We start from the raw sequence: 16,992 nt of genomic DNA, 5'->3' as shown, positions 1-16,992 counted from the left end.
TGCACCTGCTGATTTCAACGGAAGCCTGCCCGGCACGGCCGGGTATTAAGCAGGAGAGGAAGTTGCCATGGACACGATTCTTTCCGGCCGTGTGGTCGCGATCGGCGCCCCAACGGGGCTGACGAATGCGCGGGTCGAGGCCTGGGACCCGGCGGGGCCGGGCCGGGTCGGTGAGGGACAGGTCAAGCGCGGCGGTGTGTTCTCGGTGGTGCTGCCTGAAAGCACAGTCATCATGCTGGCCGAGATGAAGCGGCCGGTCGAACTCCGCGTCGCCTATCAGGGCGCGCTGGTGCGGGTGGAGCCGCAGGTGACGTGGCGGCCGGGCGACAAGTCGGAAGGGCTGGAGCTCCACGCCGCGCTCGACCGCGACGGGCGCGAAGTCGATGGCGCGCGCTCGGTCTACGGGCAGGTGACGATCGGGCCAAGGAAACGGCCGGGGTCGGGCCTCGTGGTCCGGGCGTTCGACCGTGACTTGCGGGACGAGCAACTGCTCGGCGAGACGTGGACGGGCAAGGACGGCCGCTACGCAATCGGCTATCGCCGCGATGCGTTCGCGCGTGCCGAAAAGGACCATGCAGATCTCGTGGTGCGCGTCTACGACGGCAGCGGCAAAACCCCGGTGCACGAGCCGCGGGTCGAGGAGATCGTCTACAACGCCGGCGCCGAGCAGCGGGTCGACGTCCAGCTCGAGGCCGAAGTGCCGCAGGAGCAGAGCGAATATGAGCGGCTGCTCGAAATGCTGAAGCCGCTGCTTCTGAAGGTCGACCTGCTCGATCTCACCGAGACCCGCGAGACCCGCGACATCACCTTCCTTGCGCGCGAGACCGGCACGCCGCCGGCCAAGCTCGAACACCTCGTCCTCGCCCACCGCATGGCGCGTGAGATCGACGCCGATCCGGCGGTGTTCTACGCGCTGCTCAGGATGGACACGCTGATGTCCACGGAGCCGGTGCCCAACCGCCCGGTGCGGCTCGCGATCGGGATCAACGACGATCCCCACGGCGTGCTGCTGCAGGCGGCGCTGGTCGATCCCAAGGCCATCCGGGGTGACGTCGCGACCGCGGCCAAGACCGGGATCGTGCCGCCCGGCACGACCAGAAAGGTTCGGCCGGTGCTGGACGCCTTGGAGAAGCTCCGACCCGAAGCCGAGAAGGCCCAGACCGAGGAACTGCCGGGCAAGCTCACCGAGATCGCCGAGCGGCTCGCCAAGCAGCCGGACCGGGTGAAGAAGCTGGTCGACCTGCTGAGCGCGAAGGGCGACTTCTCGGCCTTCCTGGAAGGGGCGGTGACCGAGTTCTTCGACGATCGCCGGGATGACGGCGGTGGCGGGGGCGATGGTGGCGGTGGTGAGCCGACGCGGCCGGGAGGCACAAGGCTGGCCGCAGCGATCGGGCGTCGGCAAATCACGCTGGACACGATCGCCTCGGCCAGCGGGCTCACCGAGGCCAAGCTCGCCGGGCTGAAGCCCGCGGAGTGGCGCGATGCGGTGCGCAAGGCCGGTGCGTCCGAGGGCGTTGCCGATCTCCATGTGAAACGGCTTCAGCGCGAAGCGGAGGTACGGCAGCCGACGGCAGCGGTCCTCGCGCGGCTCCAGCGCGGCTCGATGAAGCTGCGCGCGACCGGTCCGGCGCTCGAGATTTTGAAGCGGCACAAGGATATCGACCTCAAGGGCACGAACCTCGACAAGTTCTTCGCCGACCACAAGCTCGGCAGCGATCAGGACCGCAAGGTGCTCGGCGACCTCAAGCGCGTGCAGCGGGTGATGAAGCTCGCGCCCGACCTCGACCGCACCGAGAAGCTGCTCGACCAGCGGATCGGCAGCGCGGCCGACGTCGTGGCAACCGGCAGGTCTCGCTTCATGTCCGAGATCGCGCCCAAGGCCGGGCTGGCGCCGACCGAGGCGAGAGCGGCCTACGAGCGTGCGCAGACGACGCACACCGCAGCGCTGATGATCGCCGGAGAGATCCAGAGCATGACCGCGGCATCGGCGGCGGCCGCGTCGGTGGGCGACCTGACCGCGCTCACGGCGGCGGCGGGCGTCGATTTCCCGAACCTCGCCTCGTTGTTCGGGCATGCCGACCAGTGCAAGTGCGGACACTGCCGCTCGGTGTTCTCGCCGGCGGCCTATCTCGTGGAGCTGCTCGAATTCCTCGACAAGCGCGACATGGTGGACCTGACGCAGACGCCGCCGGCTCATGTCAATTTGGCCAAGCAGATCTTCCTGTCGCGGCGCGGCGAGATCGCCGATCTCGACCTGAACTGCGAGAATGCCGAAACGCCGCTGCCCTACATCGACCTCGTCTGCGAACTGCTCGAGGCCGAGATCGCACCGGACCCGGGCGTGCCTCACAATGGTGCGGTCGCGGCCGGCGTTGCCCCGGCGGCACTGATCGCGACGCTGCGCGCGGCGGGCTGGGAGATCGGCGACCAGGCGATCGTGCAGCCGCCCGATATCAATGGCGACCTGATCCTGCGCGACACCGGCGTGACCGCCAAGCTCGTCAACCAGGGCGGCAATGCCTGGCTGGTGTTCCGGCTGCGCCAGACGCACGGCACGGCTGCCGATCTGAGTGCGGCGCCGGAATACGTCAATGCCGCTGCCTACACCGCGCTTGCTGGCGCCGACTATGCCTTCACGCTGCCCTTCGACCTGAACCATGTCGAGGCCGGCGCCTATTTCGAGCGGTTCGGGCTGCAGCGCGCGCAGCTCATGCGCGATTTCGCGACCGGCGGGGTACCGGCACCGCACGAGATCGCAGCCGAGGCGCTGGTGCTGACGGATGCGGCGCGGGCGTTGATCGCCACCCCGAATCCGGGCGGGCAGGGCGGAATCTGGGCGCTGCCGCAGGCCAACGTCGTCGCCACCATGACGGTGGTCAAGACCATGCTCGACAAGACCGGGCTCACCTATGAGGCGCTCGACCGGCTGCTGCAGATGCGGTTCATCGATCCAGGCGATACGATGTTCATCCGCCATCTCGACCTGAGCTGTGACCTCACCCAGAAGGAGGTGGCGGGGTTGAACGCGGCCGGGCTCGACCGCATCCACCGCTTCCTGCGCCTGCAGCGCTCGACAGGTTGGAGCGATGTCGTGCTCGACGAGGCGCTGATGCAGCCCAACCTCGGCAATGGCGCGCTCGATGATGCGGCGCTGGTCCGCATCGAGGCGCTGCAGCGGCTCGGCAAGCGCACCGGCATCCAGCCGACTGAGCTTACCGCCTGCTTCGGCGAGATCCGGCACACGCTTTTGACCGGCACGGAAGAAGTGCCGATCTACCACCGCATCTTCCTCAACAAGGCGACGCTCGGGCATATCGAGGCCGGCCTCAAGCCCGCGGCAATCGGGATCGGGGGAACGATCGCACCGCTCGCGACGGCGCTCGCGGCGACGCTGAAGCTCACGGCCGACAGTTTCGAGCGGCTGCGCGTCACCCTGACCGACGACCAGCTCACCTTCGCGAATCTCAGCCGACTCTATGCCGCGGCGCGGCTCTGCGACCGGCTAAAGCTTGGGGCATCCGATCTCCTGATCCTCATGGCGCGGACAGGGATCGATCCGTTCACGGCACCGGAGGACATGCTCGATTTCCTCGACGAGCTCGATCGGGCTCGCTCAGGCCCGGTCAAGATCGCGGACATGCCGTTCATGCTGGAGCATGCGGGCGACATGCTCGCCGTTCGCGAGACGACCGACGACAAGATCGCGGCGCTGCTCGCGAGCCTGCAGGCCAGCTACCAGACGGCGTTCGGCGAGACGCGTTCGGCGTTCAACGCCGACATGACGGCGGAGGAATTGCATGCGCCGGTCAAGGCGGCGCTGCTGCGCCTGCCGGGGCTCACCGAGGAAACGGCGAACACCGTGCTGAGGATGTACGATGCCGACTGGGTCGCGCCTCCCGATCCCGCGGCGGCCGCGACGCTGGCCGCGCTGCTCGGCATGTACTTCGACACTGCAGTACTTGCCGCGGCGCAAGCCGCGGTTGCCGGCGCGGCACCTGGAGCCGCGCTCGAAGCGGCCCGCATCGCCATGGCCGACACGCTACTATCGGCCATCGCGCTGCACCTCCATGCCCTTGCCAAGAGCACGGCGCTGGCCGACGCGCTCGCCGCCTTTTCGCGGCAGGACGTCGAGCTTGGGACCACGGTGCTGGGACGGGCGGTCCTCGACCAGCCTGGGCCGGCGACGCCGCTGCTCGCCGACCGTCTAACGGACGACGCGCTGATCGATACGGCCGGCGATCCGCCCACGGCACCTGCCATCACGGCCGCCGCGTTCCCGGACCAGTTCCGCGCCGTGCGGCTCCTGCACAAGCTGCTGCCGCTCGCCAGCGCGACCGGTCTTACGCTCGACGACCTGGGATGGGTGATGGACAATGCGCCAGGGATGGGCTGGATGCGGCTCGATTCCATTCCCTACGAGACCGGGCAGGCTGCAATCGCGCATGCGGGCTGGGACCGGCTGTCGCGCGTCATCGCGACGTTCGACGCCTTCCCGCCGACGCCGAACCCGGCCGATCCGGCCTTGCCTGTAACACTTGCCGCGACGCTCGAACTGGTGCTGCCGGGCAGTGCTGCGACGCGGGCCGAATGGCTCGACGCGGTGGCGCTGCTAACCGGGTACGACCGGCAGACGCTCGACGATCTCGATGCCCATTTCGCCTGGTCGGCCGCCAATCTCGACGCGTGGCGTCTGCCGGAGACGTGGGAAACGCTGCGGCGGTGCATGGAAGACCTGCGGGTGATGGGCGCGACGGTGGCCATGGCGCAATCCTATGTGCAGCCGGCCTTGACCGTGGCCGAGACGGCCTCGCTCAGGGTCGCGCTCAAGGCGCGCTATGCGGACTCGATCTGGCTAACGACGCTCACCGAGATCACCAACGCGATCCGGCCGAAGAAGCGCGACGCGCTCGTTGCCTTCCTGCTCGCCGAGCGGCCGCAATGGACGACGCCGACCGACCTTTTCGACCACTTCCTGATCGACGTCGAGATGGAAGCCAAGATGCCCTCCTCGCGCATCGTGCAGGCGCACGGAGCGCTCCAGCTCTTCGTCGAGCGCAGCCGCATGGGGCTTGAGCCGCAGACCGCCGCAGATACTGCGGACAAGGGCTGGGAACAGTGGATATGGATGCGCAACTACAGGGTCTGGGAGGCGAACCGCAAGGTTTTCGTCAATCCGGAGAATTGGATCGAGCCGGAGCTGCTGGACGACAAGTCGGCGCTATTCCAGGCGCTCGAGGACGAACTGCTGCAGAACGAGGTCAACGAGTTCACCACCGAGGACGGCTTTATTCGCTACCTTGAAGGTCTGGACGGAATCAGCTTCCTCGAGGTGATCGCGGTCTACCATCAGGCCGATATCCACACGATGCACGTGTTCGCCCGCACCAAAGGCGGGGACCCGGCGCAGTACTACCATCGCCGGTTCGAAAAGGAACGCTACTGGACCCCGTGGGCGCTGGTCGAGCTCGACATCACAAGCGACAGCCTGCTCGCCTTCGTGCGCAACAGCCGGCTGCACCTCGCCTGGCCGGTGATCAGCGAGGAAACCAATCCGAACCAGGACGTCACGACACCCGGCGTTTCGGAATCGTCCAGCAGCGGGCCGATGCAGCATCCCGAAGCGCGGCTGCGCATCCAGCTCGCGGTCAGCGAATATGCCAACGGGTTCTGGAAGCCGCGCAAGATCTCGCAGGATGCGGTGGTCTCGCCCCAAAGCTTCACGACGGATCACTACGAGCTCGACCGCAAGCGGTTCAACCTGCTCTACAACCAGTTCTCCGATCAGATCTGGCTGTTCCACACCGCGTTCGAGGGCGATTGGGAATACCACAACGTCGATGGCGTGTTCGACGTCACCGGATGCAAAGGCTATCCGGAGGTCCTGCCCAAGAACCAGATGTACTTGCCGGACTTCTACCCCGACTACAAGGACAGCCTCCTGCAACGGCAGCGCTATTTCGAGGTCGGCCAGGACAATGCCGATACCCTTGCAATCCGTAACATGATCACGTTCTGGGCGCATGTGGTCCGCTTCGACAAGACGCCGGGCTGGTTCCGCGTCACCCATCCGCACCAGTTCACGCTAATCGACCTCATCTATGTGCTGATCCAGATCTGGTTCGCTTATGCCTACCAAACGTCGATCGCGGTCTACGAGCGCTCGATCAAGCTGCCGCTCGGCACCTGGCTGCCATACTTCTTCGAGGACTCGGCACGCGCCTACGTGATCATCCCTGGCCTCTATTCGCGACGCGGAGAGCCCGAGGCGCGGCGGACCTTCTCGGATTTCCTGCAGCTTATCGAGGACATCATCGCGCTGGTCAGCAAATATGTGGCCAAACTCACCGCGACACCGGCGCCCAATCCTTCGGACGTGCTGGACGAGCTCGCGGTCGATCCCGCCTTCCTGCATGTACGCGACGAGATCGAGCTCTACGGCAAGCTGGAATTCGGCGAGCAGGTCAAGAACCTCTACCACCCGCTGATCTGCCCGCTGCGCGCCACGCTCTACAAGCACGGCGTCGGCGAGATGATGAAGCGCAAGAACCAGCTCCAGCAGACGGCATTCAAGTTCAAGACGACATTCGAGCCCAACCAGGCGGTGATCGTCGAACCATACCCGGTCGAGGATGTCGATTTCACCTCCGACGGCAGCTATAGCCTCTACAATTGGGAATTGTTTTTCCACGCGCCGCTGATGATCGCCAAGCGCCTCGCCTCCGAGCAGCGGTTCGAGGAGGCGATGACCTGGTACCATCGCATCTTCAACCCGACGGGGACGCTCGACGGTCCGGCGCCGCAGAAATACTGGGTGACCAAGCCGTTCTTCCTGACGACTGACCCGCAGTATGTTGCGCAGCGCATCGACAATCTGCTGACCAATGTCGCCGATCCTGCCAGCCCGGAGCGGGCAGACCTCGAATTCGCGATCGAGGAGTGGCGGACCAAGCCGTTTCGGCCGCACACGGTGGCGCGGTTCCGCACCGTCGCATACCAGCGCACGGTGGTGATGAGCTATATCGGCACGCTGATCGATTGGGGCGACTACCTGTTCCGCCAGGACACGATGGAAACCATCACCCAGGCAACGCAGATGTACATCCTCGCGGACAAGCTGTTGGGAGAAAGGCCGCGCATCGTCCCCTCGCCGGTCGAGGTCAGTGCGCAGACCTACTCGCAACTAGTCTCGGACCTCGATGCGTTCGGCAACGCGCTGGTCGAGCTCGAGAACTACCTGCCCGATCTCAGCATGCTGCCCGAGGAGGGAGCAGAGCTGCCGCCACCGCCCGTGACGCTCTCCAGCCTCTATTTCTGCGTGCCGCCCAACGAGAAGATGCTCGCCTACTGGGATAACGTGGAGGACCGCTTGTTCAAGATTCGCAACAGCCAGAACATCGAGGGGGTGGAGCGGATCCTCGCACTTTTCGCGCCGCCGATCGATCCCGGCATGCTGGTGCGGGCCGCGGCGGCCGGGCTCGACCTATCATCGATCCTTGCAGGCATGAACGCGCCGCTGCCGGCGTATCGGTTCCAGGTATTGGCCCGCAAGGCCACCGACCTCGCCGAAGAGGTCCGACAGCTCGGCAATGCCCTGCTCGGCGCGCTCGAGAAGAAGGATGCGGAGGTGCTGGGCCTGCTGCGCAACGACCTCGAGGTTAAGCTACTCAAGGCGCAGCGCGACCTCAAGGTCATGGAGATCGAGTCCGCCAAGGAGCAGATCGAGGTGATCAAGCGCACCCGCGAGGTCACCGAGGAGCGGCATAAATTTTATTCCGCGTTCGAGCGGATCAATTCCAAGGAGCAGCTCAATCTCGACAAGCTTGGAGAGGCTCAGACCTACCAGGACGCGGCCAGTGTCGTGCGGGCGACGGGCGCGGTGCTCGGCATCATTCCCGACTTCACGGTCGGCGCGCATGGCGCGGGCGGCTCGCCGGCGATCCACGCTACCTTCGGCGGCTCAACACTCGCAGCAGTGGCCGATGCCGCGGCCACCGTGCTCAATATCATCGGCGGCATCGCCTCCTACGAGGCCTCGCGCGCGGCCACGCTCGGCGGGTTCGACCGGCGCGCCGACGATGCCGGCCTCCAGGAACGGACGAGCGAGCGCGAGATGGTACAGTTCGACCAGCAGATCGTCGCGGCCGAGCTGCGCCGCGACATCGCACAGAAGGACCTTGCCGTCCATGACGTGCAGATCGAAAACGCGGAGAAGGTGTCGAAGACGCTGAGCGAGCGCTATACCAACTCCCAGCTCTACCAGTGGATGGTGAACGACACGACCTCGGTCTACTACCGCGCCTACCAGCTCGCCTACGACACGGCCAAGAAGGCCGAGCGCTGCTTCCAGCACGAGCTCGGCACCTCCGATGTGTTCCTGGCCTTCGGCTACTGGGACAGCCGCAAGAAGGGACTGCAGACCGCAAACAAGCTGCTGCACGATATCAAGCGCATGGAGGCACGGTATCTCGAGGTCAATCGCCGCGAGTACGAGCTCACCAAGCACGTTTCGCTGCGCCAGCTTGATCCGCTCGCGCTCGCTCGCTTCAAATCGACGGGTACCTGCGACTTCGAGATACCCGAAGCGCTGTACGACATGGATCATCCGGGCCACTACTTCCGGCGCATCCGCACCATCGCTGTGTCGATCCCCTGCGTTGCCGGTCCCTATTCCTCGGTGAGCGCGCGGCTGACCCAAGTCACCAACCGCTACCGCGCCTCGACCGCGCGCGCGGCGGGCGCCGGTACGCCCAAGGAGGAATATGAAGAGGCCGCCAGCAACGACACCCGCTTCGTCTATAATGTCGGGGCGAGCCAGTCGGTCGCGACCTCTTCCGGACAGAACGATGCCGGTCTGTTCCAGCTCGATTTCCGCGACGACCGCTACCTGCCGTTCGAAGGGACCGGTACGATCAGCGCTTGGCACCTCGAGCTGCCAGACCTCATCCGCCAGTTCGACTATTCGACGATCTCCGACGTGATCATCCACGTGCGCTATACAGCGCGCGAGGGAACCAGCATCCTTGAGGGACTGGCGGCTACGACGCTCAATGAGAAGCTGCAGGAGATGAAGCAGGGGCTGGGCAAGACGGGGCTCCACGTGGTCGTCGACCTCAAGCGGGACTACTTCAACGCTTGGCATGAGCTGAGATCGACGGGCGCAACCAACCTCACCATCTCCAGCGACCGACTTCCATACTTCGTCCAGCCGCTGGCGCCGGTGATCGGCGTGACGACGCTGCTGGCGAGCGTAGCAGGCGATCCGGCGAGCTTCACTGTGGGCGTCGACGGGACTAATGTGAATCTCAACCTGTCCGCGGACTGGGGCCTCAATCTCAACGACCACGCGGGTCTCGCGCTCGATACCCCAGTGGCGCTGACCGTGGTTCCCGCGCAGGTCGCCAACCTCGAGGAGCTGAGCCTGGTGCTGAAGGTCGACTTCCCGTGAGGGACCGCAACGGCGAGCCGCGGAAGGGGGCATGTCCGAACTGCGGCGCGCCGCTCACTCTCGAAAGGCGATGGTTCGGGCTCGTCCGCCGCTATCCCGATCATTGCGACCGTTGCGGCGCGACAGTTATGACCTGACGGGCGGGGTGTACGTGGTCAAGAACGGCGACGAGAGCGGCCCGAGGGCCTAACGCTGGAGGCCGGTGTCAGGAATGAAAGCAGTAGTCGCTTCTCGAATGTGCTTGCTGAGGCGAACGGTGCCTTTTCATCCAACCCGCGCCAGGAAGACACGGTCTGTGACATATGTCGCTTTGCAGTTACTATACAGTTCGCCTAAGAGCGCTTGGTGGGGGAAGCGATGAAGCGGTACGAGAGCGACTACGCCAATCGCGACGCCGAAAAGCGGCGGCTTCGCATCTACGCTACCGATCCAATGAGTGGGCGCCGAGCCCCGTACAGGATTGCGATCGAGGTCGACAACGAGCCCGATCTGATGCCGGGGCCGCGTGGATCGGTCATCGAGGTCCACGACTATGATGCGTGGAATAATCAGTACTATGCCAGCGTGAACCTAAATGAGCCCGCACTGCTGATGGAGGGAGGTCTGCCGCCGAGCGAGTCAGACCCCAGATTTCACCAGCAGATGGTCTATGCCGTTACGACGAAGGTCATCGATAGCGCCAGAAGAGCACTCGGCCGCCCGATCACATTCTATCGCAGCGAGCGCCGCCCGATACTCCGGCTGTTCCCCCACGCCTTCTTCGGTCGAAACGCGTTCTTCGACCCCAAGCTCAACGCCATCCTGTTTGGCTATTTCCGCGCCGGAGAGTTGCCTTAGCGTCACGCCCTGTGCAAGTCTGTGGGGAAACGCACAGACTTGCCGGAGAGGCGGGTGCAGACTTGAACGCCGATCCGAACAAGACCTATGATTGACTTCGAGCGCGGGATTTTAACCCTCGGGCAGGTTGTAAGAGGGGGATGGGAGGAGGACCATGGCGGAACGCTTGCAATCCGAGACGGCGGTGCCGGTCGTCACGCTGCGCTCTCTGGAGGGTGCCAAGAACATGGGATCGGGCTTGGAGGCTGCTTTTGATCCGGAGACAAAAAAGGTTGTCGACCGCTACAACAGCGCTCTCGAAAAGCTCCGTGAGGAAACCGCCAAGACCAGCGCCGACGTTCTGATCACGGTACCAGACCGCGACGCCTCGATGCTCCAGAGCCGCATGGCCGAAGACGCAGAGGTGGGACGGCCGCTCCCTTCAGGCGGGCTTGAGGCGCAGTTCGGCGAAGGCCTGACCGGCGGCGACATCTGGGGATGGGCGAAGAGCGTCTTCGATCACGTCAGAGAGGATAATTGGCATTCGATCGTCCGTCCGCCGGACGACAAAGTCGGCGCGATCGCCGACAAAGCTCGTGTCGCGGCGCTTGCCGATTGGGGGACCAACCTTTACGGCGCGCCCGCTTCCGCTGCCTCCATCAAAAAGGCGGGCGGCTACGAGTTGCTGCTCCATCTCGGCGACATCTATTATTCGGGGACGAAGAAGGAATCGAAGAAGCGCTTTATCGACGCCTGGCCGACCGGCGCAGGGAAGGTCAGCCGTGCGCTCAACGGCAATCACGAAATGTATTCAGGCGGATTTGCCTACTTCGACGACATCCTTCCGCACTTCAGCCAGCCGTCCAGCTATTTCGCGCTTCAGAATGCCAACTGGCTGCTGGTCGGGCTCGATACAGCGCACACCGATAATCATGATATCGATGAACAGCAACTCGCCTGGCTCAAATCGGTCATGCAGAAGAAGGGACAGCGAAAAGCCATCCTGTTCTCTCACCACCAGCCCTTCTCTCGTCTCGACAAGCAGGGACCGGGGCTTCAGGCGGCCCTTGCCGGCCTATTCCAGCAGCAGGCTATCACCGCCTGGTACTGGGGCCATGAGCACGATTGCATCATTTACGACAGGCATGCGCAGTCCGGCATGCTCGGACGCTGCATCGGCAACGGCGGCATTCCTTCTCCGCGGAAATCAATCGTGAGGAATGCTCCGACCGAGCGGCCACTCGACGCTGTTGCCTGGAAGCGGCTGTCGCAAAACGAGGATGCTCCGGCCTGCCTCGTGCTCGACGGTGAGAACCCGCTCGTGAAGGGCGATGAGAAAAAATTCGGTCCGCACGGTTACCTCACGCTGGAATTTGACGGCCCGAACCTGACCGAGCGCATTCACCTCCCCGACGGCACGGAGATTTTTGCCGGGCCAGTGACGTGAAGCAAGACGCCATCATCGATCGTGTCGCGTTCGGTTTTGATCGGATGAACCGATCATGAGCAATGGGAACGGACGCCCCGCCTATCAGGAACGCGTGATACATTTCGCGGCGGGTGACGGGTTTCCCCTCAACCTCATTAATGTGCGGGGCGACAGCGCCCCGACGCGGGGGCCGGTGCTCCTAGTCCATGGCGCCGGCGTTCGCGCCAGCATCTTTCGCGCGCCGGTCGAGGTTACGCTGGTCGATGCTCTCGTCGCGGAGGGCTACGATGTGTGGCTGGAGAATTGGCGCGCCAGCATCGACCTTCCGCCCAATCTGTGGACGCTCGACCAGGCCGCTTTGCACGATCACCCGCGCGCCGTGCAAAGAATCGTCGAAGAGACCGGCCAGAGCGAGATCAAGGCCGTCATCCATTGCCAGGGCTCCACGAGCTTCATGATGTCGGCGGTGGCCGGGCTGGTGCCGGAGGTCAAGGCGATCGTCAGCAACGCCGTGTCGCTGCACCCGGTGCTGCCGAGCTGGTCGGTCAGCAAGCTGCGCTATGCCATTCCGACTTTTCAGCCGATCCTGCCCTACCTCAATCCGCAATGGGGCGATTCCGCCCCGGGCTTCCTTCCGAAGCTCGTAGCGCAGGCCGTGAAACTCACCCATCACGAATGCGATAATCCCGTCTGCAAGATGGTGAGCTTCGTCTACGGCACCGGTTTTCCGGCGCTCTGGGAGCACGCGAATCTGAACGACGCGACGCATCGCTGGCTCAACGCCGAATTCGGCATGGTCCCCATGACGTTCTTCCGGCACATCGAGCGCTGCGAGCGGAACGGAAGCCTGGTCAACGTCATCGAAACCGATCGGCTGCCGAAGTCCTACACCGATCAAGCGCCGCGCACCGATGCGCGGTTCTCGTTCCTCGCGGGCGCGCTCAACAAGTGTTTTCTCCCGGAGAGCCAGCAGCGCACATTCGATCATTTCGAAAAACACGCGCCGGGCCGTCATTTCCTGCACGTGTTTCCCGGCTACAGCCACCTAGACATCTTCATGGGGAAGAACGCCGGGCGGGACATTTTTCCGACCATCCTTCAGGAATTGGCAGCGAGCTGAGGGGGCGAGGATGGGCAAACCGAGAAGGATAGAACAGCAGACCGGCCGCTACGCACTGGTCGACGGCATTTCCTTCCAGATGCCGATCAGTTCGGAGGACACACCGGGGCTCATGGCCGCCTACACCATCGATGCCGATAGAGCGAAGGCGTTGATGCCGGGAAACGAGCTGCATCCGTTGCGCATCTGGAAGCGGGATCGCGCGCTGCTGATCATCGCTGTCGTCGATTACCGGATCACCGATATCGGCAAGTACATCGAGTTCAGCATAGGCATCCCGTGCACGCACGGCGCGCGACCCGGCCCACCGCTGCTGCCCGCAGTCTTTCAGAAGCTCTACGGGACGGGCCAGTATGTGATCGACCTGCCGGTCAGCACCGAGATTTCGGTCAAAGGGGGGAAAGGCATCTGGGGGATGCCGAAACATCAGGCGAATCTCGATTTCCTGATCGGCCCGGACAGCGTCAGCAGCCAGTACGACAAGGACGGCGAGCTGGTGGTCAAGATCGAGATTGCGCGCCCGGCCAAGACGTGGATCCCTGGGTCCTTCAGCGGCGCCAATTACTGCCAGTTTCGCGGCATGCTGATGAAGTCGTATGTGCACTTTAAGGGTAAGTTCGGGTTCCTGGCCTTCAGGCGCGCGCGTGCCAAGCTGACGCTTGGGACGCACCCGCGTGCACAGCAGCTGAAAGAGCTCGACATCAGCTCCGATCCATTCCTTGTCTCCTACTTCCCGAGTACGCGCGGTACTTTGGACGACCATTTCGAGAGCTGGTTCCTCAGCTCGGAATCCCCGGATCAGAATCCCGGTGAGGGCCTGGAGAGCGTCTACCATCTCGGCCAGGACAAGGACTGGCTGCCGCCGCCATCGGCGGATGCGGGAGAACCGCTCAACGTCGGCTCCGCGGCGCCGGCGCGCACAGTGCGGCGCTGAGCAGGTCGTGGCGGCGCAAGAGCTTTTCGATCCCGATTCCCCGCCGCGGGCTCGGCGCCCGTTGCGCGCGGGCGCGCCAAGTCTCCATCCATTCAGTTCGAGGGATGGGGTGGAGCTGCGGCTCACTCGATATAACGGCGGCTCGCGCGGACCTGTGCTCCTCTCGCACTGCATCGGCGTGTCGAGCTCGATGTATTCGCTCGATACGATCGAAACCAATCTCGTCGAGCATTTGGTGGAGCACGGTTTCGACGTGTGGCTGCTCGATCACCGGCTGAGCATCGAGCTGCCGGCCTCCAAACTTCCCTCGACGCTCGACGACGTGGCAGCGAAGGATTATCCGGCGGCCGTTGCCGCCGTGCTCGAGCTCAGCGGATCTCCCAGCCTCCAGGTCGTCTGCCATGGCGTCGGCAGCTCCACCTTCACCATGGCGATGCTGGCGGGTCTGCAGGGTGTTCGGGCGGCAGTCTGCTCACAGGTGTCGACGGACCTTCTCGTCACGCCGGGCAACCGGGTCAAGGCAAAGCTTCGCATGCCGGAGGCGTTGCAGTTGCTTGGCGCGGACGCAGTCACGGCCTATACGGATCGAAAGGCGGCTTGGGGGAGCCGTCTCTACAATTCTCTCCTCAGCCATTCCCCGATGGGAGCCGAGGAAGACTGCCGCAGCCCGGTATGCAAGCGCATAACGGCTATCTACGGCCATCTCTACGAGCACGATCAGCTCAGCGCGGCGACGCATGCCAACCTGCACGAATTCTTTGGCCGCGTGAACCTGACCGCTCTCCGCCAGCTGTCGCTGCTGTCGCGGGCTGGCCATCTCGTCAACGCTTCCGGCGAGGAGGCCTACCTGCCACACCTCAAGCGCATGGCGATCCCCGTAGCGCTGCTGCATGGCGGCGAAAACACCTGCGTCCTGCCGCGAAGCACCGAGCTGACGCTGGAACGGCTCGCCGCCGAAAACGGCGCGGCGCTCTATAAGCGGCATGTCATTCCAAACTACGGCCATGTCGACTGCATGCTCGGCGAGAACGCCGCCCAAGATGTTTTTCCTCTTGTGACTGAACACCTCGCCAGCACCTAGAGGGCTAGAGTTTTCGTTTCGTACGGGCGGCGCGATGCTTGCTGCATTTGCTTCGACCGAACGATTGGATGGGAGCGACTATCATGGCTGCCAGATATTCCGTCGAAGAATCCAAGGGCATCCACATACGGCTGCAGAGGCTCGGCCTGCCGGCCCTCGACGAGCTGTTTCGCTCAGGAAAAGTGCCGAACTTCGAGGACATCAAGGGAGAAACGTCCGGCGCCTGGCTGGCGAAGCCGGCCCGCGACTATTGGTGGGCCGACTGGTTCATCAAGGTGTTTCTCGCCAGCCCCTGGGCAAGGTGGACGGGAAAGGTCTTTTTGACGCGGTTCGACCGAAAACTGCATGGCCGCGGTGCCAATCTGTTCAGCAACAGGATTCGACCGGTCCGCTACAGGCTCGAGACTTTTATCAAGCGAGCCGAGGTGGACGAGAACGACTGCCTGACGCTGAGATACCCGTTCGGCTCGATCATGTACGGCCTGATCGACGACGTGCGGCAGATCGAGGACGGCGTTCTTCTCGGACAGATGCACTACAAATTCCCATGGCAACGTGGCCGCATCTTCATCGGCTACTTCGTCCTCTGCGTTCTCGGCAAGAATCATGAGTGAGGTGCACGGCGCGGCGTCGCCCGGTCGCGCGGGGCCGAGGCGCGCGTTGATCCTGTCGGGGGGCGGTATCCGGCTGTCGTACCAGGCTGGTGCATTCCGGGCTCTCTTCGAGGCCGGGCTCCGCTTCCAGCATTTTGACGCGACCTCGGGCGGCAGCCTCACCCAGGCGATGCTGCTTTGCGGCCTCCATCCGAACGAGATCTGCGATCGCTGGCGGTCACTGCCGATTGCGGCAACTTTGTCGCCGCTCGCCGTGGAGCAGTATCTCCGGCTGCCCAATCTCGAGGCGCTTGTCGATGCAGACAATTTCCGCGCTGTCATCCTGCCGCATCTCGGCATCGACATCGAACGACTGCGCTCGGCGCAGGGCGTCGACGCTACGTTCAACGTCCTCGACTACAAAGCAAAGTCGGTTCGCGTCGTCGATCACCAGAGCATTACCACCGATCTTCTGATCGCCGGTCTTTCGCTACCCGGCGTCTACCCGCCGCTCCGCACCGACGGTGAGATTCTTCTCGATACCGGTTTCGTCCAGGACGCAAATCTCATTGAGCCTATCCGAAGGGGTGCGGATGAGTTGTGGCTGCTGTGGGCGCTGAACAATACGCCGCAGTACAAGGGTGGGATGTTCAACATCTACATGCAGATGCTGGAGATGGGCGCTAATGGGGCGCTGAACATAGCGCTGGAAAGGATCAGAGACTTGAACGAGCGGATCGCCGCCGGCGACCGCCCGTTTGGACGCGAGACGCCCGTGCGACTGCACGTCATCCGGCCGCGATATGCGCTGCCATACGACACCGACCTCTACTTCGGGCGGACGGACAGCGCCTCGCTCATCGACCTCGGCTATGCGGATGCGGCCGAGTATCTCGCCGGCTTCACGGAATCCGGCTCGCCTCTCGACCCTTCGGTCACGCAGATGTCGAGCCCGACCCGCGATGTCGCGTTCCGCGAGAGCCTGAGCGGCCCATTTTCGCGTGGAGAGACCGATGCCCGCGCCGGGGAGAGCAGGGGCAAGAGCGAGGGCGCCGAGCTCGCGCTGCACGCAAGCATCCACATTGACGACGTCGATCGCTTCATTGCCGACCCGTCCTATTCTGGCCGTCTCACCGGCCGGATCGATCACCCCGTCTTCGGAGAGAATGTCCCTGCCAAGCACGGCAGGTTCAAGATTCTCTCGGCGGGCGGCGATCCGGCCATCAAGTCGATCGTCTACGCGCTCAGCTTCGAGCATGAGGGCGAAGACCTGCACCTCGTCGGACGGAAGGAGGTGCGGGTTGGCGGGGGCTCCGACCTTGGGGCGGATATGAGCACCCTCCACGTGCACCTGCACAAAGGACGCGACGCCTTGGGACCCGTCATCGGCGCGGGTGTGCTGAAGCTTGCGCCGGGCGACCTGGCGAAGCTGGTGCTGAGCATCCGTTCTCCGGGCGCGCCTTCGCTCGCAGATGGCCTCGCGGTAACGGCGAAGTTCGGTCACTTCTTTCTTGGCGAGATCTACGACCGTGCGGTGCGAAAACCGTGGTGGAAAGTCTGGCGCTGACCTTCCG

At 64.0% G+C, this 16,992-nt stretch carries 8 protein-coding genes; all 8 read left to right on the top strand.

Annotated elements, in window-relative coordinates; genetic code table 11:
* Positions 1–67: 67 nt before the first annotated feature.
* The 8 genes from AC0L17_RS00280 to AC0L17_RS00245 all read left to right on the top strand — a co-directional run bounded on the left by AC0L17_RS00280 (position 68) and on the right by AC0L17_RS00245 (position 16,985).
* Positions 68–9,445 carry a Tc toxin subunit A-related protein gene (locus tag AC0L17_RS00280; RefSeq protein ID WP_473514328.1) on the top strand — a complete coding sequence of 3,126 codons (9,378 nt, stop codon included), beginning with the start codon at positions 68–70 and terminating at the stop codon, positions 9,443–9,445.
* A 357-nt stretch (positions 9,446–9,802) separates the two neighbouring features.
* Entirely contained in the window at positions 9,803–10,282 is a 480-nt protein-coding gene (locus AC0L17_RS00275; protein WP_473514327.1) for a hypothetical protein, read from the top strand.
* A gap of 154 nt (positions 10,283–10,436) precedes the next feature.
* A complete protein-coding gene (locus AC0L17_RS00270) occupies positions 10,437–11,708 on the top strand; it encodes a metallophosphoesterase family protein (protein WP_473514326.1) in 1,272 nt (423 codons plus the stop codon).
* 55 nt (positions 11,709–11,763) lie between these two features.
* Positions 11,764–12,810, top strand: coding sequence for an esterase/lipase family protein (locus AC0L17_RS00265; protein ID WP_287291239.1), 1,047 nt, complete (start codon positions 11,764–11,766; stop codon positions 12,808–12,810).
* Between the two features lie 10 nt (positions 12,811–12,820).
* Entirely contained in the window at positions 12,821–13,744 is a 924-nt protein-coding gene (locus tag AC0L17_RS00260; RefSeq protein ID WP_473514325.1) for an acetoacetate decarboxylase family protein, read from the top strand.
* A gap of 109 nt (positions 13,745–13,853) precedes the next feature.
* Entirely contained in the window at positions 13,854–14,825 is a 972-nt protein-coding gene (locus AC0L17_RS00255; protein ID WP_473514324.1) for an alpha/beta fold hydrolase, read from the top strand.
* Positions 14,826–14,908: 83 nt separating this feature from the next.
* Positions 14,909–15,439, top strand: a complete 531-nt coding sequence (locus AC0L17_RS00250) for a hypothetical protein (protein WP_287291236.1) — start codon at positions 14,909–14,911, stop codon at positions 15,437–15,439.
* Positions 15,432–16,985 (top strand): patatin-like phospholipase family protein, encoded by a 1,554-nt coding sequence (locus AC0L17_RS00245; RefSeq protein WP_473514323.1) that lies wholly within the window; start codon positions 15,432–15,434, stop codon positions 16,983–16,985. Before AC0L17_RS00250 ends, AC0L17_RS00245 begins: the two co-directional genes overlap by 8 nt.
* Positions 16,986–16,992: the final 7 nt, after the last annotated feature.

The sequence above is a fragment of the Mesorhizobium sp. WSM4829 genome, from assembly GCF_055811475.1.
The sequence above is the reverse complement of the archived record's forward strand: the minus strand, read 5'-3'. Positions and strand labels throughout refer to the sequence as shown.

Coding starts and splice junctions, on each gene's coding strand:
- AC0L17_RS00260 (WP_473514325.1), top strand. CDS start 12,821: ATGGGCAAACCGAGAAGGATAGAACAGCAGACCGGCCGCTACGCACTG.
- AC0L17_RS00270 (WP_473514326.1), top strand. CDS start 10,437: ATGGCGGAACGCTTGCAATCCGAGACGGCGGTGCCGGTCGTCACGCTG.
- AC0L17_RS00280 (WP_473514328.1), top strand. CDS start 68: ATGGACACGATTCTTTCCGGCCGTGTGGTCGCGATCGGCGCCCCAACG.
- AC0L17_RS00275 (WP_473514327.1), top strand. CDS start 9,803: ATGAAGCGGTACGAGAGCGACTACGCCAATCGCGACGCCGAAAAGCGG.
- AC0L17_RS00245 (WP_473514323.1), top strand. CDS start 15,432: ATGAGTGAGGTGCACGGCGCGGCGTCGCCCGGTCGCGCGGGGCCGAGG.
- AC0L17_RS00265 (WP_287291239.1), top strand. CDS start 11,764: ATGAGCAATGGGAACGGACGCCCCGCCTATCAGGAACGCGTGATACAT.
- AC0L17_RS00250 (WP_287291236.1), top strand. CDS start 14,909: ATGGCTGCCAGATATTCCGTCGAAGAATCCAAGGGCATCCACATACGG.